Origin of the sequence: Metabacillus endolithicus (assembly GCF_023078335.1) — a bacterium.
Classification (GTDB): Bacteria; Bacillota; Bacilli; order Bacillales; family Bacillaceae; genus Metabacillus; species Metabacillus endolithicus.
The window spans coordinates 1687597-1710564 of record NZ_CP095550.1 but is presented as its reverse complement, the minus strand read 5'-3'; the positions used below and the strand labels follow the sequence as shown (position 1 = coordinate 1710564).

Sequence of the window (22968 nt, the reverse complement as noted above, 5' to 3'; positions counted from 1 at the left end):
GGAGAATCGGGACAGGAACGGGTGCAGTGAGCAAGGTCCAGTCTCGATAGAAGGGGAATCGGGACAGGAATGGTTGCATTGAGCAAATTCAGTCTCGATAGAGGAAGAATCGGAACAGGAATGGTTGCATTGAGCAAGCTCCAGTCTCGATAGAGGAGGAATCGGGACAGTAATGATTGAAGTGAGCAAGGTCCAGTCTCGATAGAGAAGGAATCGAGACTGGAACGGTTGCAGTGAGCAAGATCCAGTCTCGATAGAGAAGGAATCGGGACAGGAATGATTGAAGTGAGCAAGGTCCAGTCTCGATAGAGAAGGAATCGAGACAGGAACGGTTGCAGTGAGCAAGGTCCAGTCTCGATAGAGGGAGAATTGGGACAGGAATTGTTGCATTGAGCAAATTCAGTCTCGATAGAGGAGGAATCGGAACAGGAATGATTGCAGTGAGCAAGGTCCAGTCTCGATAGAGGAGTAATCGAGACAGGAACGGTTGAAGTGAGCAAGGTCCAGTCTCGATAGAGAAGGAATCGGGACAGGAATGGTTGCAGTGAGCAAGGTCCAGTCTCGATAGAGAAGGAATCGAGACAGGAACGGTTGCAGTGAGCAAGGTCCAGTCTCGATAGAGGAGGAATCGAGACAGAAATGGTTGCAGTGAGCAAGGTCCAGTCTCGATAGAGGAGTAATCGAGACTGGATCGGTTGCAGTGAGCAAGGTCCAGTCTCGATAGAGGAGGAATCGGGACAGAAATGGTTGCAGTGAGCAAGATCCAGTCTCGATAGAGAAGGAATCGGGACAGGAATGGTTGCAGTGAGCAAGGTCCAGTCTCGATAGAGAAGGAATTGGGACAGTAATGATTGAAGTGAGCAAGGTCCAGTCTCGATAGAGGAGTAATCGAGACAGGAACGGTTGCAGTGAGCAAGATCCAGTCTCGATAGAGAAGGAATCGGGACAGTAATGATTGCAGTGAGCAAGATCCAGTCTCGATAGAGGGAGAATTGGGACAGGAATGGTTGCATTGAGCAAATTCAGTCTCGATAGAGGGAGAATTGGGACAGAAATGGCTGCATTGAGCAAGCTCAAGTTTCAATACAAGATTGTGTTCAAACTCTCTTTTAAACCTGATTCTCTTTTCGTTCATACACTCACTTAAAGTTCAAAAACCATGAGACATACCGACATTTCACTGAATAGAAAGAATTCCTCATATTTCTTATTTAAAGTGAATGTTTTCCGAAGAAACTGCTTTTATATAGGTTCTCTTCATTATATACTTAGAAAAAACACAAAGGGGAAACGTAGATGAATTATACATACAAAGTCCACGATAACATTGATGCAGCTGAGCTTTCACAAGTTTTTAAAGCTTCAGGAATACGAAGACCTGTTGATGATTTAGACCGACTACAAAAAATGATCGACCAGGCAGATATTATCATAACAGCACGAGCAGAAAATAAAGTTATTGGTGTGGCGAGAGCGATTACAGATTTCAGCTATTGCTGCTATCTATCAGATCTTGCAGTCGATAAAGATCATCAAAAAGCTGGAATTGGTAAGCACCTTATAAAATTATTACAAGACGAAATAGGAGAAGAGGTGTCACTTTTATTGCTTTCTGCTCCTGAAGCAATGGAATATTATCCGAAAATCGGATTTACTTCTTTAGATAATGGGTTTAGTATCCCTAGAAAAAAATAATATAAACAATGCGTTGAAAAAGGCAGACAATCGTCTGTCTTTTTTTATTTTTAAATTCATAATACGTCTCAAGTCGTAGATGATTTTACACCTCAGGTCATTTAACGCTTCCACTTTTTGTTATTAAAATAATGACTGTAGTAACTAACCTGATATGACGAATTTTACCTATGATTAGGAAGGAGTTATAAGAATTACCCGTATTCACCAAAAAAATATGAAAAGGGAGTTTTAAATTATGTCTTGGTTTACAAAATGGTCATTTAAAAACAAAGCAGCAGTTTTCTTAATGTCAACGTTGATTTTAGTGATGGGAGTTTTGAGTTATTTTCGCTTACCTATGGAATTTTTACCTTCAACAGATCAGCCGTTCATCTCAGTTGTGACAATGGGGAACGGGGTGGACGCAAGTACAATGGAAGATCAAGTCACCACCCCGATAGAAAATGCGATAGATGGTGTAAATGGTAAGATAAATGTGTTTTCAACTACGGGTGATGGCTATTCATCCGTTGATATTCATCTAGAATCTAGTGTTGATAAAAAGGAAGCCAAACGTGAGATTGAAGAAGCTTTGGCAAATGTTCCATTACCTCAGAATGTTATGAAGCCGAACATTGTCCAACTTAATACATCAATGATTCCAGTCTCATATATTGCTTTATCATTTGACGAAGGAATTAATCCAGAAACCATTCAATATGCACAAGATGAAATTGTTCCTTATTTTAAAAACATTGATGGTGTAGCAGATATTCAAACAAACGGTATTATCCCTTCTTTTGTATCCGTTGAATTAGATGAGAAAAAGATGGCAAAAAAGCAGGTATCAATTGAGAGTGTTATGACGCTGCTTCAGGGACAGAATGTTTCAGCGGCCATAGCTGAAAATACAGTTGATGGAAAAGCATCAAACATTAAAGTAATTGGTGATGTTAATACAATTGAAAAACTAGAAAATACAGAGGTTATTCCAGGCGCTGCTTTAAAAGATATAGCAGAAATTAAAATCGAAAAACAAGATAACAATCTTACAAAAGTAAATGGCTCTGATGCTTTAACCTTTGTTATTACAAAAGACAGTCAATCAAATGCTGTAACAATCAGTAAAGAAGCGGAGAAAGTATCAGAAGAAATTAACGAGAAATATGATCAGTTAGAAACAACCGTGGTTTTAGCATCTGCAGATATGGTTGAATCATCTGTTCACAGTATGATTAAAGAAGTTTTATTAGGTGCACTTTTTGCTACGATTGTTATTATGATCTTTTTACGTAACTTACGCTCAACATTAATTACAATCGTATCGATTCCATTGTCATTAGGTTTTACACTGTTTCTACTAGCACAATCAGGTGTAACATTAAATATTTTAACACTTGGTGGAGTAGCTGTTGCGGTAGGGCGTTTAGTAGATGATAGTATTGTTGTTATAGAAAACATCTTTAGAAGAGCTCAAACTGAGAAGTTTTCAGTCAAAATGGTCATAGATGCAACGAAAGAAGTAGGATCTGCTATCACTTCATCGACGTTAACAACAGTTGCTGTCTTTTTACCGATGGGATTAATAGGAGGCAGTTTACAAGATTTCTTATTACCATTCGCCTTAACAATCACTTATTCATTACTAGCATCCTTAATCGTTGCTTTAACTATTGTTCCGGTTATGAGTGCAGGATTATTAAAAAATGCAAAAATGAAAGAGCACAAACCTTCTGTGAAGTTTACTAGATTTTTAACATGGTCACTGAATCATAAATGGGTTGTTCTTTTAACATCATTTATTTTATTCGCAGGGTCAATTGGGGGATATATGTTACTTCCTAAAGGCTCTGTAGATAAAACAAAAGCAGATTATGTTTATGTTTCGTTAAAATATCCTAATGAAACACCAATAGAAAAAGTAAAAGAAGAGTCAGTAAAGCTTGAAGAATTTGTGATGGAACAGAATGAGCTTGAAAATGTTTATTTGCAACTTGGCAACTCAGCAGATTCTGCAAAATATGGTGAGGTAGGAGATCCAACCCAGACTCAGATTATGGCAATTCTTAAAGAAGATGCAGATATGCAGGCATTCATAGACAAGGTGAACACACAGAAAGAAGAATATAAAGATGCTACATTAGAAGTAACTGAAGCATCTATGATGAGTGGCGGTTCTACATCCATTACCGTAGATGTAATTGGTGAGGATGTTGAGGAATTAACAGATCTTTCAGAAACGATCACAGCAGAAATTAAGGATATTGACGGAGTTGAAAAGGTTTCATCAAACCAAGAAGAAACAAAAACAGTTTATTCCTTTGTTGTTGATCCTAGCTTAGCTAAGGCCGATCAAATCGCACAACAAGCATCTGTTATGCTCAATCAAACACCGCTTGGCACAATTGAAGTAAATGATCAGCAAACAATGGTGATGCTTGAGCCAGTTTACACACCTGACACGGAAAAAGAATTATCTGAAGTTCCTATAATGACAGCAAACGGTATGACAACTATTTCGAAGGTAGCTGAACTCAAGCAATCAGAAGAGCCTACTAGCACCTTCCATAAAGATGGTGAGCAATATGTGAGGGTAACGGCTAATGTTGATCCTGAAAAACTTTCAGAAATCTCTACTGAAGTAAATAGTAAGATCTTTGGAGATAAAGAAACAGAAGGGATAGACATTCCAGATGATATTGATGTGTTTGTTGGCGGAGCTAGTGCCGACCAAGCAAGTGACTTTAATGACTTGTTCATGACAATGCTTGCTTCCATTGGAATTGTGTTCTTAATCATGGTCATTACGTTTAAAACAATTCGCGCACCAATTGCCATATTATTCTCACTACCATTAGCAGCGATTGGCGCAATTCTAGGAATTATCATCAGTGGCATTTCCGTTGATGTAACAGCATTACTTGGAGCACTTATGTTAATTGGAATCGTTGTAACAAACGCGATAGTTCTACTTGATCGAGTAAAACAAAATGAGAAAACGATGATTATTCGTGATGCAGTAGTAGAAGCCGCAACAATTCGTATGAGACCAATTATTATGACAGCAGTTGCTACTATATCAGCTATGCTTCCATTGTTATTTAAAGAAGCAGAATCAGGAAACTTAGTTTCGGCAAGTCTTGCAGTTGTTGTAATCGGTGGATTAAGTGTAGCTACACTATTAACACTTGTTGTAATCCCGGTAGTGTATGAGCTTCTCTATTTCAGAAAATCAAAAAAGCAAAGAAAACAAGTTGAAAAGCAAGAAGATACAATTGCAGTTTAATAATAAAAAGGAAAAAACGCTGGTAGCTTGAAACCAAGTCACCAGCGTTTTTTTGATTACTTTACTTTCCATAAATATCTTCTTTAGACAAGTAGCCATCTTTCACAACAGTTGAATCAATTGTCTCCTTCGTTACGGCAGTAGGCTCTAATAGAATCGTAGGGACTTCTATTTTATTATTATTAATAGTAGTATCAGTTTTTGGATTTTCACCTTTCGCAACCTTAAATGCCATTTCCGCTGCTTGGGTAGCAATTACATTAATCGGTTTGTATACTGTCATCGTTTGAGTACCATCAACAATACGTTTAATACCGTTTAATTCAGCATCTTGTCCAGATACTGGGATTTTGCCTGCTAAATTCGACAGTTCCTAGTGCTGAAATGACTCCACCTGCAGTTCCATCATTTGCTGCAACCACTGCGTCTACTTGATTATTTGATTTCTTTAAAGCTTCTTTCATATTTTTTTCAGCATTTTCAGGCTTCCACTCATCTGTATACTGATCTGCTATTAAGGTAATGTCTCCCTTATCAATTAATGGTTGAAGAACTGACATAGCTCCTTTTCTAAATAAAATGGCATTATTATCAGTTTCTGCACCACCAATATAAGCAAACTTTCCTTGTGAGGTGTTCTTTACAATTTCGGTTGCTTGTAAAACACCTACTTTTTCATTATCAAAGGAAATATAGTAATCTAGGTCACTCTTAGTAATAAGTCGATCATAGGAAATGACCTTTACTTTGTTTTCATGTGCAAGTTCCACAATCTTTGCTGCTTCTTCTGCGTTATGTGGGACAACAACTAAAACATCAACACCTTCTTCTATTAACAATTGAGCTTGTTTTAATTGAACAGCGTCATGACCATTGGCTGCAAGTGTTTTTACTTGTCCACCTAATGACTTAATATGTTCCTCAAATAATTGCTTATCTTTATACCATCTTTCTTCTTCAAGAGTATCTAATAAAAATCCAACATAAGGAACACTGTCATTTGTAATAAGTTTGCCTGCTGTTTTTGGTGATGTTGCTTTTTCTGTTGACGAGCAGGCTGTAGTTATGAGTAAAACAAAACAAAGGATTAGACTTAAGCTTGTTTTTTTGTAGGATCTTAGCACCTTGTGACCTCCATCTTTAGTTTGACTTAAACCTTAAATTTACCAATCATCTCATTCATTCGTACAACCATATTTGATAGCGTTCTTGCACTAGTTGAAATAGTATCAATTGATTGCGTTTGTTCATAGATAGCTGCAGAGATTTCCTCTGAACCAGCAGCAGACTCTTCGGATATGGCTGCAATTTGTTCAACGGATTGATTGATTTCTTGACTAGTTTGTTCAAAATAGTTAAAAGCTGATGAGATATTTTTTACTCGATTTGTCATATCGTAAACTTTTTCTTTAATATCTGAGAAGTACTTACCTGTTACCTCAATTTGTTCCGTTCCTTCATTTACCTTTTGAAATCCACTATTTAGTTCATTTGATATTGATGTTGTTTCTTCTTTAATACTAGTAACAATAGAAGTAATGTTTTCTATTGAAGCTGTTACTTCGTTAGCTAGTTTCTTAACTTCTGAGGCTACAACAGCGAAGCCTTTTCCGCTTTCTCCAGCTCTTGCTGCTTCAATTGAGGCATTAAGTGCGAGAAGATTTGTTTGCTCTGCAATTGATTTAATCACTGTAACAAGCTCTGTAATTGATTCCGTTTTTAATTCAAGGCTTTTCACTTTCTCAACCGATCGTTCAACGATCTTATGAATTAGCTTCATTTGTTCTAAAGAGCTTTTCATCTGTTGATCACCGTTTACAGATACTGTTAACATGTCATCAGAAAACTGGACCAATTTACTTCCATCCTGATTCACTTCAATTAAACGATTACTGAACTCCTTAACGTGTTCAGAGATATCTGATACTTCGTTTGCTTGGTTGTTAACACCGGAGGCTAATTCATCAATTGTATTTGCCACCTGTGTGCTGCCTTGTTTTAGTTCTGAGGCAGATTCAGCAAACGCGGAACTTTGATGATCAACATCTGAAGCGATATGAGAAACTTCTAAGATCATTTCTCTTAAACGACTACCCATGTGATTAATTGCTTGTGACAGCTTTCCAATTTCATCATTTCCATCATTCGTTAGAGGCTCAAACGTTAGATTACCACCCGCAATTTCTTCACTTGTTAAAACTAATTGATTTAAATTTGATGAAATTTTTCTGCTGATGAAAATGAGTAAGATAGTTGAAACGATAATTGCTACGGCGACTGAGATCATTAATAATTTGATCGTAGTAGAAATGGCATTTTGTGATTCTGTTAGAGAAGCTTTGTTAGATTCTGTTGCCATTGTTTTTAACTGTTCACTTAATTCAGTAGTTTCAACTTTTAGTAGACTTGCATCTCCTTGTAGCTTCTTAAAATCTTCTGTATTGATTTGTTGGACATTCGGTACAATCGTACTAAAGAAATATTCATCTAATTTATGATTGTTTTCGATGATTTTATTAAAAATGTCAATTTGTTCTTTGTTTGTTAATTGAGCTTTTAACTTTTTTGCAATGTCTACAAACGTTCGGCTGTCTTCTAAATAATTCATTAGTCTTTCTTCATCAGCAAGAAGTAAATATTCTGGAATTTGACTGTATTTCTCATGATAAAGAGAAGCTAAATCTGAACTATATAAAGCTATTTCATTTTTTGCTAATGAATGGTCAATTGTTTGACTTGTTTTATTAAGCAATCCGTACGTAATAAAAATTGAAACAAGAAATGTAACAATCACAACTAAAAATACGTAAAAATACTTTCCTCCAATCTTGGTGTTTTTCCATCTAAGATGATTAAACAAAGAAATCCCCCCAAAAAAGTTATGTTGTCCTTTGTATCGACAGTATTCCACAAATTTTCATAGGAATAGAGTACTAGAAGTCACGAGGTTATTGTAAGCGCATCCATGATAATGTTACTAGAAAGGTGAGAGAATATTAAAATATTATGAAAAATTCGGTCGAAATATAGTATAATTGAAAGCGAATACATGATTGTTGGAAAAAGACTAGGAGCTTTGTCTTAATATTTAAATTAGAGCGTTGTCTTTTCAGAACAATTTGAATTTATGAAGGGGGAGAACAGGATGATGAAGCGAATAAAAGGAAGAATAAAGCGGAAGTCATCAAGTGAAAAAGCTTCAAAGAAAAAGAGAAAGATTGGATTCAAAGTGCCTCATTTTTTAAATGGGATGACACTTAAATCAAGAATCATCATGTTTTTGCTTTTATTTACGATTATTCCTAGTTTGATCATTGGAAACGTTGTTTACTTTGTATCGAAAAATACAATAGAAGATAAAGTTTCTACTATGAATGAAGATATTAGTGCGCAGGTAACAAAAAATGTGAATAACTCACTAAAAGAGATAGAAAATTTAACGTTAGTGCCTTTTTCAAATTTAGAGCTAATGGAAAAGCTTGAATCAGTAAAAGGACTAACAGATTATGAAAAATTTCTTTTGCATAAAGATGCAGTAGTCTTTTTCTTAAGTATTACTTCAACTAATAATATGGCAAAAGCTATGTTTTTTATAAATGAGGAAAATACTATTTTTGGAGACGAAGGACATGCAAAAGATCTTAATATCGAGAGTATAAATTCAAATTTATCAGAAGAAATTCAAAATCTATCAAGAGGTGTACTTTGGAAATCTGGAATAGATGGTAATTATGAACAAGTATATTTATTTCGAAAGTATAATCGTGATGGAAGACTTATTCTCGCAGCCGACGGAAAGCTTTTTGAAAAAGTATTTGAGAGTGGTATTGATGTTTCTTCGAGAGAAATAACGATCTATAACGAAGATGGTATGGTGATTTCAAGTAATAATGAAGAATTGATTGGAACAAAATTTGAGGATCATAAAAATACACAAGACAACTTAGTTTCCATAAAAGAAACTGAAAATGGCTGGAATGTAGCTGTTTCCACTTCTAAATCTTATTTAATGAAAGAAATTCAAAACGTACTTTATTTGGTTTATATCATTATTTTTGCGTTTGTTCTATTATCTGTTTTTGTTAGTATCTTTTTAGCTAGAAGCATGATTAAACCAATTCATCGAATCGTAGAGATTATGAAGGAAGCTGAAAAGGGAGACCTTACTCATCGTGCGGATTATTTATATAAAAACGAAGTAGGTCAGCTTGGCACGAGCTTTAACAATATGATTGATAATATAACAATCATGATAGAAGAAAATAAAAAGGTTTCTGCTTATGCTGTTAACCGTTCGAATGATCTAAAACGTATCGCTTCAGAATCTGCATCCGCCACAGAACAAATTGCAACAGCAATTGATGAAGTGGCCAGAGGAGCGGTTAGTCAGGTTGATTATTCAGAGAAAACCAATCGTGAAATGAAGGAGCTATCTAGTGAAATTAACGAGGTAGCAGGAAATATGGTTAAAGTATCATCGATTACTGAAACAACGAAAAAGTTAAGTAGTCAGTCAATCGAAACGATTAAAGAATTAACAAAGAAAAGTGAAGAAATGGGTACAAACATTGGCCAGGTTGACACAACAATGGACAAATTAAATGTTGAAATAAATTTCAGATTAAGGATATTGTAGAAATGATTAAGAGCGTAAGTGAAGAAACCAATCTACTCTCACTAAACGCAAGTATTGAGGCTGCAAGAGCAGGGGCAGCAGGTAGAGGTTTTGCTGTAGTAGCTGAGGAAATCCGTAAGCTTGCTGATCAAACGAAAAGCTCTTCTTTACGAATTGAAACCGTTATTACTAGTATTTTAAGTCAGACGAAACAATCAGTTGAGCTTGTCAAAACGACGATTGCTTTATTCAAAGAGCAATCCACTTCCATCCATGATACTCAACAAGCATTTGAAAATATATTATCTGGTACTGACTCAATCATAAATGAAATTGATTATATTGAAGAGTCAATCGGTAAAATTAATAATAATAAAGAAAAAGTTGAAAAGGCAATCAGTGAAATGGTCGTGGTAGCTGAGGAATCTTCTGCGACAACGGAGGAAGTAACAGCTACGACAGAAGAACAGGCAGCTGCAGCTGAAGAATTGGGCGATCTTGCTTCCTCATTATCCAAAACAATTCACGAGCTTGAGAACACAATCCATAAATTTAAAGTGGGAGAAGCAAAGGAAGAATACTAGTCAAATGCCTAGATCACTTTTAGACGTTTTACATATTGTAATAAGGTAAATCATCTGGAGGTGAACTTGGAATGAGTGGTACAGTAGGATATGGCGGCGGCTTTGCTTTACTAGTCGTTTTATTTATTCTTTTAATTATTGTTGGAGCTGGTGGCTTCACTGGTGGATATGGAGCAGGTTATGGTGCGGGTTATCCAGGTTATGGATATGGCTGGTACTAATTAGTGGAAAGGGGTAGAAGGCCCCTTTTTTCTATACCTTTAGATTTTTTATATAGAAATTACTTTATTCTACACCGGCAGCTATTCGTATCTTTTCTTGGTGATAAGGATCGACCTTACCATCTTTATGTCTTGTCGAGTCTTTAAAATGAATATCAAAATGACCATTAATACCATTATTTGGAACGTAGTCTACATCATGAGGATAAAAACTCATACTTGCAGCAATTTCACGGCCGTCAATTTCAACAATTACGTACCGAGTTGACCAGCTATAGCCTCCCCATATACCTTTGGCTATATTTGTATCAGTAGTTGTTAGTGTTTCACTGTCAGCATGATTGGCTCCAACTGTGCGCTTCACTTTAAAAGATTTTCCTGTTTGAAAATCAATGACCGTTGCTACCTTCCCAATAGGAAAAACATATTGTGCCTCTGTCCACCACGTTAGATATTCTCCATGATGTTCACTAACTGTTTTTTGCACAGCAATTTGATGTACAGGAATTTTTAGTTTTTGCCCGATCGTTAATCTACTTGATGTTGTTAGATTATTTGCTCTTAAAAGCTCTGCTTGAGGTATGCCGTATTTTACACTAAGGTCCCAAATATTATCACCTGACTGCACAGTATGTGTACGATAAGTAAGGGAGTTTTCGATTGTTGCAGAAGCGGTCCCGTTCGTGCTGTTAATGGTAAGAACTTGACCAACAGCAATATTAGTACTAGTTAATTGATTTATTTTCACCATTTCTTCTGTTGTAGTACCATGCTCTTTGGCAATTTCAGAAAGAGTATCACCATTTTTTACTACATATGTCTTCGTTGTTGGCTGCTTTTTTAATTGTAATGTTTGACCTAAGTAAATCGTGTCAGAGGTTAAGTTGTTGATTTCTTTAATAAATGAGACTGATAGGCCAAATGCTTTTGCGATACCAGAAAGAGTGTCACCAGCAACAACCTTATAGGAAACAGGAATTGTTTTACTTTCTACAGCTGTTTTAGCTTCACTTGATGACGGAATTACTAGCATTTGTCCAAGATAAATGGTATCTGTCGTTAAAGAATTTTGTTTTTTTATATCCTCCACGCTAGTATTAAATCTTTTTGCAAGAACAGATAAGCTATCACCACTCATAACAGTATATTTTGTTAATTCTTGCGATGGTTGGGTTGTTACGGATGGAGATTCATTTACTTTTCCAGGTATATTCAGTGTTTGTCCCACTCTGATAATGTCAGTTGTTAAAGAATTAGCTTCTTTTATAGACGAGACAGTTGTTTGAAAATTTTTAGCTATCACTGACAAAGAATCACCTGATTGAACTGTGTAGGTGGTTGTTTTTGGCTGAGTGATAGTAGACGTTGGAGCAGTTGATACTGTACTTGCTACAGGAACATATAAAGATTGTCCAAGGTAGATTACGTCTGAAGTTAGGCTGTTAAGTTGTTTGATTCGATCACTTGTTGTTCCAAATTGCTTCGCCAGTACCGAAAGTGAATCACCTGATTTTACATCATATTTTAGTAGCGGAATGTTTAATACTTGTCCAACTTTGATGGTATCACTTGTTAATTGATTAAATAATTTTAATTCATTCGTTGTTAGTCGGTATTTTTTTGCAATAAGGCTTAATGAGTCACCACTTTTAACGGAATAGGTTAAAGTATTTATCAAGGTTTGATCTTGAGATGCAGCTTTAACTGTTGTTTTAGATTGTGTTATAGATGTAAAGGAGAACATCCCTATAAGGATTCCGCCTGCAACGATTTTAATTGCATTAATTTTAAAAGTAGGAAACCTTTGCTGGGCATATTGACCGATTTCATCTTGATATGTTGATGTACCCGTTGTTCCCAACTCATTTGCAAACTCTGTATCAAAGTCCAAAACATATAGTGTAAGGATAACACCGTCACTTTGTTTTTCAATTCCATACTTATGTAAAAAATTCATAGAAACACACCTCCCTTTATAGTATGGAAAAGGAAAAATTTCTTTATCCATAAAACAAGCAATGTTAAGAAATTGTCAAACTTAATAGACCTTATTTTTTTTAGGACATGTATAATGGAACTATGTTTTAGAAAATGGAGTTGAGAGAATGTTTCATACCTCTTTAGGGTTACTACGTTTAACAGCAATTTTGGAAGGGATTTCATATTTGGTTCTTTTACTTATCGCTATGCCTTTAAAATATTTCTTAGACTTCCCATTTGCAGTTTCGTTAGTAGGCGCAGTCCATGGATTTCTATTTATTGCTTACCTGCTTATGTTGGCAATCGTGAAGTTTAGCAAAAGGTGGTCCATTCTATGGGCATTGTGGGCTGTGTTGCTAGCTTTTATCCCATTTGGAACGTTTTATTTAGATAAACAATTACAAACAAAAAAATAGTACATAAAATAAGGCTGGCACAAGCGGTGTCGGCCTTTTAATATAGACTTTTACTAAGTGATTAACTTAATGATTTGTATAGTCCCTGGGGGTATAATAGAATAAGATACATAAGGAGGAGATTGGATGAGCTCAGAGAATGATTTTCAAGATTCGTGTCATCTTAATGAACAAAGGAACAGTCATCACTCAGAGAAAGTAAAGAAAAATTTAGTTACTCGTTTAAACCGTATTGAAGGACAAATTAGAGGCATTAAGGCACTAATTGAAAAAGATACTTATTGCGATGATGTGATTACTCAGATTTCTGCCACTCAGTCAGCATTAAATAGTGTGGGGAGATTGCTATTAGAAGGCCACTTACGTACATGTGTTGTTGAAAAAATCCAAAATGGTGACGAAGAAATTATTGATGAGTTGTTAGTCACAGTTGGAAGGTTAATGAAAAAATAAGGAGTGTATTTTAGATGGAAACTGTTACACTTAAAGTAGAAGGAATGTCTTGTCAACATTGTGTAAATGCTGTAGAAGGCAGTTTAGGTAAATTAGAAGGTGTGTCTACTGTAAAAGTTGAATTGGATAAAGGTACAGTAAATATTGATTTTGACCCGGAAAAAGTAACGAAAGATAAGATGAAGGATGCTATTGAGGATCAGGGGTATGATGTACTGTAATTCTATAAAGCACAGGGGCCTTCTATTAATGGCCCCTGTAATTTATCTCAATAGAATAGGAAAGAAAATATTTTTTAGAAAACCCTCCGTAAAAGGAGGGATGTTTTAGTTTGTGAGTTGCTTCTTTACAGGTTGCTTTGCAGATAAAGAGGCAATTGCTGCGATTATAGGTAATAGTAAAGTTAATAGTAAGATTTCCTCATAGCCATTGAAAAAATCAAAGGCTACACCAAAAGGTAGGGGACCAAAAGCTGACCCAATGACCATTACTGTCATAGCAAGACCTTTAATACTTCCTATGTGCGTTCGACCATAATAGGATGGCCATACAACAGCAAGTGTAATCCGTTCAAGTCCACCGGTTATTCCCCAGATTACTCCGAAAATGATTGCCATTAAAAAGCTATCAGTAAACAGAAGAAGAATAATCATAACAATTTCACCAATAAAAACAGCTGCTAACAAAATATTAACCTTTACTCGTTCTAGAAGAAAGCCGGATATAAAGGAAATAGGAAAGCCGATAATGGCCATTAAGCTTAAAATCATTGCCGCTGTTGTTGGTTTTATTCCACCCTCCCCAAGAATTGAAACAAGATGAAACGTTAACCCGGTATTCACTAAAGCGGGAATGGCCACACAAAAGAGCAGGAGCCAAAAGGAAAGTGTTTTCCTTGCTTCTTGCAGTGTCCAATTTTCTTCAAGCTCAGGTTGAATCTCACCAGATGAACGTTGATTTTGATTTATAACACTAGTATGGTCGGGTACCATCCCGATGTCCTCCGGTTTGTTGCGAATAAAGAAAAAGGCAAGCGGCATAAAGAAGATGACTAGTAAAGTCCCCCACACAAGCCATGTAGTATTCCAATCATAGTGTTTAATTAACCAAGCATTAAGAATCGGAAAGGAGGCAGAGCTGATAAAACCGCCGATTGCCATGAAGCTAAAGGCACGTCCCCGATATTTGATAAACCATTGTGCAACTAATGTGTTAGGAAGTAATGTCATTGATCCTTGACCAAATAAACGGATAAGAAAAAAACCAACAAAAAGCATAAACATATTGGTAACATTTGCGTTCCAAAAACATGCGATAGCTAGCATAATCGCAATAATAACCACCATTTTTCGCTGACCATATTTATCGATTAAACGACCAATAAGAAATAGTAAAAGTCCTGCAAGTAAAGTAGCAGCTGAATAGATAGAAGAAACTGTAGAACGACTCCAATCAAAGTCCTTTATGTATTCATCAATGAAAAGAGAGATGGAATAAGTTTGGCCAGGGCCTGAGAAAAAAACGCTGACCGCAGCGATGGCGACAATCACCCATCCATAATAGAAACGCGTTTTAATTGGTGCTTTCTCAGATTGAGAAACTTGTTGTAAAAAAGACATGAAGATTCCTCCTTTGATAACGCTTTAAATTATACCAGTTTTAATAAGGAGTTATGAGTGATGTGATACAATAAATCAGTAGAATGTTTCTATTAAAAGCTATATGATGAGGATAGCAGCACCTTAATTTAAATGAAACGTGGGGAAAATATAATGATTGAAACTTATATTCATCAACTGGATATAGCTTATCTATCCTCTTTTTCAACGAAGATTGAAAAAAGCTGGGGCTATCTTTTTTATAATGAAAATCAACCAACCTATTATGATGCGAATCACGCAAATCTTTCATCATATGAAGGGAATACAGAAGAGATCATAAATGAAGTCATTGATTTTTATCAGCGCAAGAACATTATTCCAAGATTTTATTTAACACATTATGAAAAGCAGGAAGCATTTTTAACCTCATTAAAAGATAAAGGTTTTAGATTTGAGGAATTTGAGAGTCCCGTTCAATTATGGCAGAGAAATGTTGAGATTGCTGTTGATCCAAAAGTGACGATTGAGAAGGTAACAACAAAAAATATGCAAGCTGCTATTGAGATCGAGTGCCAAATCCCAGAGTTAGGTGGAAGCATCCGAGAAAAAGCCTTTAAAGAGGAATTTGCACAAGAGTGTTATACACATTATCTATTAAAATATGATGGAGTTCCTTGTTCAACCGCTTGTGTATTTTTTCATGAACAAAATGCAAGGCTAGAGAGTGTGGCAACATTGAAAGAATATCGTGGAAAAGGTTTAATAGGGCAGCTTATCCATTATATTCAAGAAGAAGTAAAAAAGAAAAATGTAGAACGTTTTTGGGTTTTCCCAATAAACGAACAAGTAGAGAAAGTTTATCAAAAATCAGGTTTTGAGACAATCATGAATATAAAAGTTGGTCATGCCTTTCTAGGTGGAAAAAGCGTGGAAGAAATTCGGAAAGGGCTTTAATTACATAACCTTATATTGACAATTCACTTTGAATTCTGATATTTTATAAGTAATTAAATTTTAGGAGATGTGTTTTGTGAGGGTTTCTGTTCTTAACTAATCGAAGTAAATACTTCATCTACATGTAAATGCTTTTAAAAACTTTTCGAATTGAAAGGTTTATTTAAGTATATCCATGTGGACAGTTAAGAACAAAAACGGTATGTACACAATTTACGATCTCTTAGCATAGTGCTCGTGGATAAATCCGTGCTTGTTTAAGTACGGATTTTTATGTTTACAAAAAAACAAATGACATTAAGTCATTTGTTCTTAAGTGTAGACTCCTAGGCCCATGCAGAGGTTTTAAGAGGTGATGAACAACCATTGTTCATCACCTCTTTTTTTATTTTAATTCAAAAAATAAATATAACGGAGGTTCAAACCATTGAACAACAAAACTTTTGAAGTTTTAGAATTTAACAAAGTCTTAGAACTACTAAGTGAATTTGCTATGAGTGAAAAAGCCAAGATAAGATCTAGAGAACTAACGCCGATTACCGATGAAGGGAAAATAAAAAGATGGTTAAACGAAACATCCGAAGCTTGCACTATTATTGAAAAATCATCGAGTATCCCTGTTCATTCCCTCCATGGTGTTGAACAAATCCTCACACTAGCTGATAAAGGATATATGCCAACTCCAGAGCAATTTGAATTTTTAGGAGCTTTTTTAGACAGTGTGAAGAAAATCAAAAGATTTATGATAAAGCAGGAATACCATGCACCCACAATAAGTTCTTATGCCTATTCTTTGTATGAACTGTCTGATCTGGTTGATGAAATTTCACGTTGTATAAGAAACAATCAAGTAGATGACTATGCCAGCCGGTCATTAACCAAGATCAGAGGCAAGATCATCACAATTGAAGAAAAGATTAAAACAAAACTAACGCAAATCATGAAATCTTTTTCAAGCTATCTTCAGGAACAAGTTGTAAGCGTAAGGAATGGACGGTATGTTGTCCCGGTGAAAAATGAATACAAGCGGAAGTTTTCAGGAGCTATAGTAGATCAATCTTCAAGTGGGCAAACCGTTTTTATGGAGCCGCATGATTTAAATAAGCTTCAAGATGAGCTTGGCTATTTAAAAGTAGAAGAAGAGGTGGAGGTTCAAAAGATTTTGGGCCACTTAACAGATCTTACTGCCTCATACAAACAAGAACTCCTAATTAACATAGAGGGAATGGTATCTTATGACTTTATATTTGCTAAAGCAAAGTTAAGTCAATCGATGAAAGGAAATGAAGTCCAAATAAAGCAGTATGAAGGCTTCCAGATATTCAATGCCAGACATCCTTTATTAGGATTGAATGCTGTTCCTTTAACCTTATCATTAGGCCAAGAATATATGGCACTTGTCATCACAGGTCCTAACACAGGAGGTAAAACAGTCACAATAAAAACGGTTGGCTTGTTATCAATGATGGTTCAATCAGGTCTTCATGTACCGGCTGACTCTTTCAGTACGTTTAGCATTGTAAAAAACATCTTTGTTGATATTGGTGATCATCAAAGCATCGAGCATTCATTAAGCACGTTTTCATCACATATTCAAAATGTGATTGATATTTTGAGACAATCACGTGAAGATACTCTTGTTATTTTAGATGAGATTGGCTCAGGAACAGATCCACGTGAAGGAATGGGATTAGCCATTTCTATACTAGAAGAAATCTATAACTCAGGCGCTATGCTAATTGCTACAACCCATTACAGTGAAATAAAAGATTATGCTGAAAAAGCAGAAGGCTTTCAAAATGGATCAATGGATTTTGATATTCATACTCTTCAACCTCTTTATAAACTGATTGTAGGTAAAGGAGGGGATAGTCAGGCATTCTCGATTGCGCAGAAGCTTGGTATGCCCGCCAATATTATCAACCGAGCAAAAGAGATTTCCAACTCCCGATCAACAGAAGAAGTAGCGATTGTTCCTAAAACAAAGAATAGGAAAAAATTTGAACGTAAAATAGAAAAAGTAAGAAGTGAAAAGCATACAAGAAACTACCAAATAGGGGATGCAGTCTGGATTCCTCACCTTCATACAAAGGGAATTGTTGAAATGACAGCCAATGCTATTGGAGAAATGAAGCTAATTGTAAAAGGAGAAAAAATGACGCTAAATCACAAGCGAGTAAAGCCTTTTATCCAAGCGGAAGAACTGTATCCGAATGAATATGACATGGACCAGGTTTTTGACGCCAAAGATATAAGAAAGAAGAAAAAATTAATGGATCGTAAGTTTGTTGAAGGGGTAACAATTGATATTGATCAAGAATAAATTGAAAAGTATAAAAGGTGCAACCTCACAAAAACAGGAGGCTGCACCTTTTTAAATAAGTTTGTGAAAAACTTCACAAAAAGGTATTGTCTTTTTGAAAAAAGTAAAATATAATAAAGACATCAAGTGAATGTGAAATATTTCACAAATTTATGTGAAGAACTTCACAATATAATTTAGGAGGAATACTAAATGAAAATTGCTGTTATTGGATGTACACACGCAGGCACTGCTGCTGTTTCAAATATGATTAAGCTTTACCCGGAGGCAGAAATTACAGTTTATGAAAAAAACGATAATATTTCTTTTTTATCTTGTGGGATTGCTTTACATGTTAGCGGAGTGGTGAAAGATCCTAATGGTTTATTTTATTGCTCTCCTGAAGAATTAGAAAAGCACGGCGTAAAGATGAAAATGAAGCATGAAGTATTAGATATTAACATTGAAAAGAAAACAATTGAAGCTCGTGATCTGACAGTGAATAAAAAAGTTGAAGATACATTTGACAAACTTGTCATGACAACAGGCTCTTGGCCAGTCATACCGAAAATAGAAGGAATTAACATGGAGAATGTCCTTTTATGTAAGAACTTCCACCATGCCAACACAATTATTGAAAAAGCAAAAGATGCACAAAACATTGTTGTAGTAGGTGCAGGATATATTGGGATCGAGTTGGTTGAAGCTTTTGAAATGAGTGGTAAGAATGTAACACTTATTGATGGAGAAGAAAGAATTTTAAGCAAATATTTAGATGAACCATTTACAAATATAGTAGAAAAAGATTTTCAGGATCGAGATATCCATTTAGCGTTAGGAGAAACAGTTACACGATTCACAGGAAAAGAAGGAAAAGTGTCTGCTGTTGAAACAACAAGAGGTCATTATGATGCTGACTTAGTTATCTTATGTATCGGATTCCAGCCGAATACCGGATTAGTAAAGGGACAAGTCGATATGCTTACTAATGGGGCAATAAAAGTTGATGAGTATATGAGAACGAGTCATAAAGATGTGTTTGCTGCCGGAGACAGCTGTGCCATTCGTTACAATCCAACAGGTGATTATGCCTATATTCCACTTGCGACAAATGCAGTTCGTATGGGAACATTAGTAGCAAAAAACTTAGTGAAACCAACGATTAGATACATGGGAACACAAGGAACTTCAGGTATAAAAATCTATGATCAAAACATTGCAACAACAGGATTAACTGAAGCTTCAGCACTTCGTATGGGATTGAATGTGAAAAGTATCACAATCTTAGAGCATGATCGCCCAGAGTTTATGCCTACATTTGAAGACATTATGTTGAAAGTCGTGTATGAGGAAGACACGAAACGAATAGTCGGTGCGCAGGTCATGTCTAAAGTCGATGTGACACAGTCAATAAATACATTATCTGTTTGTATTCAAAATAACATGACGATGGATGAGTTAGGCTTCGTCGATTTCTTCTTCCAACCACATTATAATAAACCTTGGAATTTCTTAAATCAAGCTGGTTTACAAGCGATATGAAGCATAAAAATAGGCGTTGGTCTTCACCAACGCCTGTTTTTTATGCACTATATTTATCTTGTTTTGTTATCCAGATATTTTCCATATCTTCTAATGTTCTACCTTTGGTTTCAGGAACAAACTTCCAAACAAAAATCGCTGAAAGTATACTCATTAAGCCGTAAAAACCATATGTTAACCCACCACTATATTCCATCATCATTGGATATGTAGATGAGATAAAGTAATTGGCAGCCCATTGCGCAGCAACTGCAATAGCAACTGCTTGCCCACGGATTTTGTTAGGGAATATTTCAGAGATTAATACCCAGCAAATAGGTCCCCAGGACATCATGAATGAAGCAGTATAGATAATAATGAAAATGAGTGTGCTTATACCAATTATACCTGTAAATGCCATCGTGGAAACACCAATCATTCCAAATGCCATTCCGATTGAACCTATAATTAATAGTGGCTTTCGTCCCCACTTATCAACCGTTAAAATTGCTATAACCGTGAAAACCACATTAATAAGTCCCATTACAATGGTTTGTAGCATGGAAGCATCTTTAGCGGCACCCATACTTTCAAAAATACGAGGAGCATAATATAAAGCAACATTGATTCCAACAAATTGTTGAAATATCGATAATAAAATACCAATAACAATGACTAGTTTTCCATATGAAAATAGCTTATCCTTAGGAATCGTAACCGTTTGCTTAATTTCAGATAAAATTGATTTTGCTTCAGATGATCCGTTAATTTTCTCTAAAATTTGTAATGCTTTACTATCTTGTTTTTTCATAGCTAAGTAACGAGGTGTTTCTGGAACAAATAGTAAAAATACGGCAAATAGTAAAGCTGGAATTGCCTCTGATGCAAACATGTATCTCCAGCCAAGATCGTTAATCCATGCTAATGATTGACCTTTAGCGATACCCCAGTTAACAAAGTATACAACTAGCATCCCAAAAATAATCGCAAATTGATTAAAAGAAACTAACCGACCACGAATATTTGCTGGAGCGATTTCACCAATATACATTGGACATATTGCGGAAGCAAGGCCAACACCAATACCTCCAATAATACGATAGATGTTAAAAGTAATTAATAAAGCTATAGAAGGTTCACCTTTTGTGAAAAATAAAAATTCAGGGTAAGCTGGTTCAATGCCGAAACGATAAACAAAGCTGCTGCGATTAATAATGATTTCTTTCGACCGAAGTTAGAAGCGAAATATCCAGAAATAAGTCCACCAATAATACATCCAATCAGTGCACTAGATGTTGTTATCCCATGTACAAACGTATCAAGTCCGAGACTTTCAATAAAATAGGCTTCTAGAGACTTTTCAAAATTTCAGATATAACAGCAGTATCATAACCGAAAAGTAATCCACCGAGTGTAGCTACAAGAGTAATGGCAATAATATAAATTGAGTTTTGCTTTTTCATCATAAGTTTAAGAGGAATGATAACGCTTTATTAAAATAGTATAGTTGATTAGCTTTACTATATATTCCTCTATTCTCCTTTCTTATAGGAATGAAATTATGTATTAAAGTTTTACAACAATGTTTAAGCTTTTATCAATAGCTAGATTAGTAGATTGAGTTATTATTTTGCCCCCAATCCCTCATATTTGCTTATCCCTCCTGTTTAAATATGATTAGCTGTTATCGCTTTCACAATCATGTTAAGTAAGTAAATGATCATTAACTGTTTTCATTATACCAACTACTTCTTAGTTTGTCTAATGAATAAACTAAGATTTAAAGAAAAAATTTATTTAAAATTTAATGAATATAAAATAACATTAAATTCTTTGCTTGCAATATGAAACTAACAAGAAGTGTCATTACTTTTAAAATCACCAAAAAACCCATAAAATAGAAAAGTGAAGTGAATTTTTTTCGGAGGTGTGTTAGTTGGATTATCGTGTAGAGAAAGACACAATGGGAGAGATTCAAGTACCAGCTGAAAAGTATTGGGGAGCACAAACTCAACGCAGCAAGCAAAACTTTAAAATTGGTGGAGAAAAGATGCCGAACGAGGTTATTACTGGATTTGCCATTTTAAAAAGAAGTGCTGCAATTGTAAACGATTCACTTGGAAAATTACATAAAGAAAAGGCAGAGGCAATTATTAAGGCTTGTGATGAAATCATAGAAGGAAAATTAAATGATCATTTTCCACTTGTTGTATGGCAAACGGGTAGTGGCACACAAAGTAATATGAATGTAAACGAAGTTGTAGCCAGAAGAGGAAATGAATTTTTGAAGGAAAAAGGAATAAACGAAGTTATTCATCCAAATGATGATGTAAACATGAGTCAAAGTTCAAATGACACATTTCCCACTGCTATGCATATAGCAGGAGTTTTAGCAGTGGATAGTAAGCTCTTGCCTGCAATTGATAAGCTGCATGCTACGTTAGTTGAAAAAGAAAAGAAATTTGAGGACATTGTGAAAATTGGACGTACTCATTTGCAAGATGCGACACCTTTAACGTTGGGGCAGGAAATCAGTGGTTGGACACATATGCTTTTGCAAACGAAGGAAATGATTCAGCAAGCAACATCCTATATGAAAAATTTAGCTATAGGTGGTACAGCTGTTGGTACTGGTATTAATGCCCACCCTGAGTTCGGTGATCGTGTGGCAAAAGAAATTAGTGAGTTTACAAATGAGAGATTTCAATCTTCAATTAATAAATTTCATGCCTTAACAAGCCATGATGAAACGGTATATGCTCATGGAGCATTAAAGGCATTGGCTGCTAACTTAATGAAGATTGCAAACGATGTTCGTTGGTTAGCTAGTGGACCAAGATGTGGAATTGGCGAAATTACAATACCAGAAAATGAACCAGGAAGCTCTATCATGCCGGGAAAAGTAAACCCAACTCAAAGTGAAGCGCTAACGATGGTCGCTGTTCAAGTAATGGGAAATGACGCTGCCATCGGGTTTGCAGCAAGTCAGGGGAATTTTGAGTTGAATGTATTTAAGCCGGTTATCATTTATAACTTTTTACAATCAGTACAACTCCTTTCAGATGCAATTGTTTCGTTCCATGATCATTGTGCTGTTGGGATTGAAGCCAACATCCCGGTTATTGAAAAGTATGTGAAAGATTCATTAATGCTTGTTACCGCATTAAACCCTCATATTGGCTATGAAAATGCAGCAAAAATTGCTAAGCTAGCTCATAAAGAAGGATTAACACTAAAAGAAGCTTCTTTACGATTGGAACTATTAACTGAAGATCAATTTGATCAATATGTGAAGCCAGAAGAAATGACATACCCTAAATAATCCAAAAGGAGATCTAACCTTTGAGTTAGATCTCCT

The 22968-nt window shown here is 35.5% G+C and carries 14 protein-coding genes and 3 pseudogenes; 12 read left to right on the top strand and 5 right to left on the bottom strand.

Going from position 1 to position 22968, the window contains the following annotated elements; translation table 11 throughout:
• Nucleotides 1-1296: 1296 nt before the first annotated feature.
• Nucleotides 1297-1695 (top strand): GNAT family N-acetyltransferase, encoded by a 399-nt coding sequence (locus MVE64_RS09185; RefSeq protein WP_247345767.1) that lies wholly within the window; start codon nucleotides 1297-1299, stop codon nucleotides 1693-1695.
• Between the two features lie 238 nt (nucleotides 1696-1933).
• Entirely contained in the window at nucleotides 1934-4963 is a 3030-nt protein-coding gene (locus MVE64_RS09180) for an efflux RND transporter permease subunit (protein ID WP_247345764.1), read from the top strand.
• A 61-nt stretch (nucleotides 4964-5024) separates the two neighbouring features.
• On the opposite strand, the pseudogene MVE64_RS09175 reads toward MVE64_RS09180, so the two are convergent.
• Nucleotides 5025-6087, bottom strand: a pseudogene (locus MVE64_RS09175) (sugar ABC transporter substrate-binding protein).
• A gap of 26 nt (nucleotides 6088-6113) precedes the next feature.
• Nucleotides 6114-7823: a methyl-accepting chemotaxis protein gene (locus MVE64_RS09170; protein ID WP_247345761.1), complete on the bottom strand. Its 1710-nt coding sequence runs from the start codon at nucleotides 7821-7823 to the stop codon at nucleotides 6114-6116.
• 285 nt (nucleotides 7824-8108) lie between these two features.
• Between MVE64_RS09170 and MVE64_RS09165 the strand changes: the two genes are divergently transcribed.
• The 3 genes and pseudogenes from MVE64_RS09165 to MVE64_RS09155 all read left to right on the top strand — a co-directional run.
• On the top strand, nucleotides 8109-9599 hold the full coding sequence (locus MVE64_RS09165; RefSeq protein WP_247345758.1) for a methyl-accepting chemotaxis protein: 1491 nt from the start codon (nucleotides 8109-8111) through the stop codon (nucleotides 9597-9599).
• Between the two features lie 2 nt (nucleotides 9600-9601).
• Entirely contained in the window at nucleotides 9602-10162 is a 561-nt protein-coding gene (locus MVE64_RS09160; protein WP_247345754.1) for a methyl-accepting chemotaxis protein, read from the top strand.
• A gap of 71 nt (nucleotides 10163-10233) precedes the next feature.
• Nucleotides 10234-10311 (top strand): annotated as a pseudogene (locus MVE64_RS09155) (YjcZ family sporulation protein); the annotation flags it as partial.
• Nucleotides 10312-10447: 136 nt separating this feature from the next.
• Here the strand turns inward: MVE64_RS09155 and MVE64_RS09150 are convergent.
• Nucleotides 10448-12340, bottom strand: coding sequence for a LysM peptidoglycan-binding domain-containing protein (locus tag MVE64_RS09150; RefSeq protein ID WP_247345751.1), 1893 nt, complete (start codon nucleotides 12338-12340; stop codon nucleotides 10448-10450).
• Nucleotides 12341-12488: 148 nt separating this feature from the next.
• Between MVE64_RS09150 and MVE64_RS09145 the strand changes: the two genes are divergently transcribed.
• From MVE64_RS09145 to copZ, 3 genes are all read left to right on the top strand, one after another.
• Entirely contained in the window at nucleotides 12489-12779 is a 291-nt protein-coding gene (locus MVE64_RS09145) for a DUF3817 domain-containing protein (RefSeq protein ID WP_247345748.1), read from the top strand.
• Nucleotides 12780-12905: 126 nt separating this feature from the next.
• Nucleotides 12906-13232, top strand: coding sequence for a metal-sensitive transcriptional regulator (locus MVE64_RS09140; RefSeq protein ID WP_121663369.1), 327 nt, complete (start codon nucleotides 12906-12908; stop codon nucleotides 13230-13232).
• A gap of 14 nt (nucleotides 13233-13246) precedes the next feature.
• Complete coding sequence (gene copZ, locus MVE64_RS09135) at nucleotides 13247-13453, top strand: copper chaperone CopZ (RefSeq protein ID WP_247345745.1); 207 nt, start codon at nucleotides 13247-13249, stop codon at nucleotides 13451-13453.
• Nucleotides 13454-13558: 105 nt separating this feature from the next.
• On the opposite strand, the gene MVE64_RS09130 is transcribed toward copZ, so the two are convergent.
• The gene (locus MVE64_RS09130; protein ID WP_247345743.1) at nucleotides 13559-14851 is read right to left on the bottom strand and encodes an MFS transporter; all 1293 of its coding nucleotides are present in this window, start codon (nucleotides 14849-14851) and stop codon (nucleotides 13559-13561) included.
• A gap of 153 nt (nucleotides 14852-15004) precedes the next feature.
• Here MVE64_RS09130 and MVE64_RS09125 point away from each other — a divergent pair, with 153 nt between their 5' ends.
• The 3 genes from MVE64_RS09125 to MVE64_RS09115 all read left to right on the top strand — a co-directional run bounded on the left by MVE64_RS09125 (nucleotide 15005) and on the right by MVE64_RS09115 (nucleotide 19631).
• Nucleotides 15005-15787 (top strand): GNAT family N-acetyltransferase, encoded by a 783-nt coding sequence (locus MVE64_RS09125; protein WP_247345740.1) that lies wholly within the window; start codon nucleotides 15005-15007, stop codon nucleotides 15785-15787.
• Nucleotides 15788-16214: 427 nt separating this feature from the next.
• Nucleotides 16215-18110, top strand: a complete 1896-nt coding sequence (locus MVE64_RS09120) for an endonuclease MutS2 (protein ID WP_247345737.1) — start codon at nucleotides 16215-16217, stop codon at nucleotides 18108-18110.
• Between the two features lie 192 nt (nucleotides 18111-18302).
• Complete coding sequence (locus MVE64_RS09115) at nucleotides 18303-19631, top strand: FAD-dependent oxidoreductase (protein ID WP_247345734.1); 1329 nt, start codon at nucleotides 18303-18305, stop codon at nucleotides 19629-19631.
• Between the two features lie 40 nt (nucleotides 19632-19671).
• On the opposite strand, the pseudogene xylE reads toward MVE64_RS09115, so the two are convergent.
• Nucleotides 19672-21076 (bottom strand): annotated as a pseudogene (xylE, locus tag MVE64_RS09110) (D-xylose transporter XylE).
• A gap of 470 nt (nucleotides 21077-21546) precedes the next feature.
• On the opposite strand from xylE, the gene fumC reads away from it, so the two are divergent.
• Nucleotides 21547-22932, top strand: a complete 1386-nt coding sequence (gene fumC, locus MVE64_RS09105) for a class II fumarate hydratase (protein ID WP_247345731.1) — start codon at nucleotides 21547-21549, stop codon at nucleotides 22930-22932.
• Nucleotides 22933-22968: the final 36 nt, after the last annotated feature.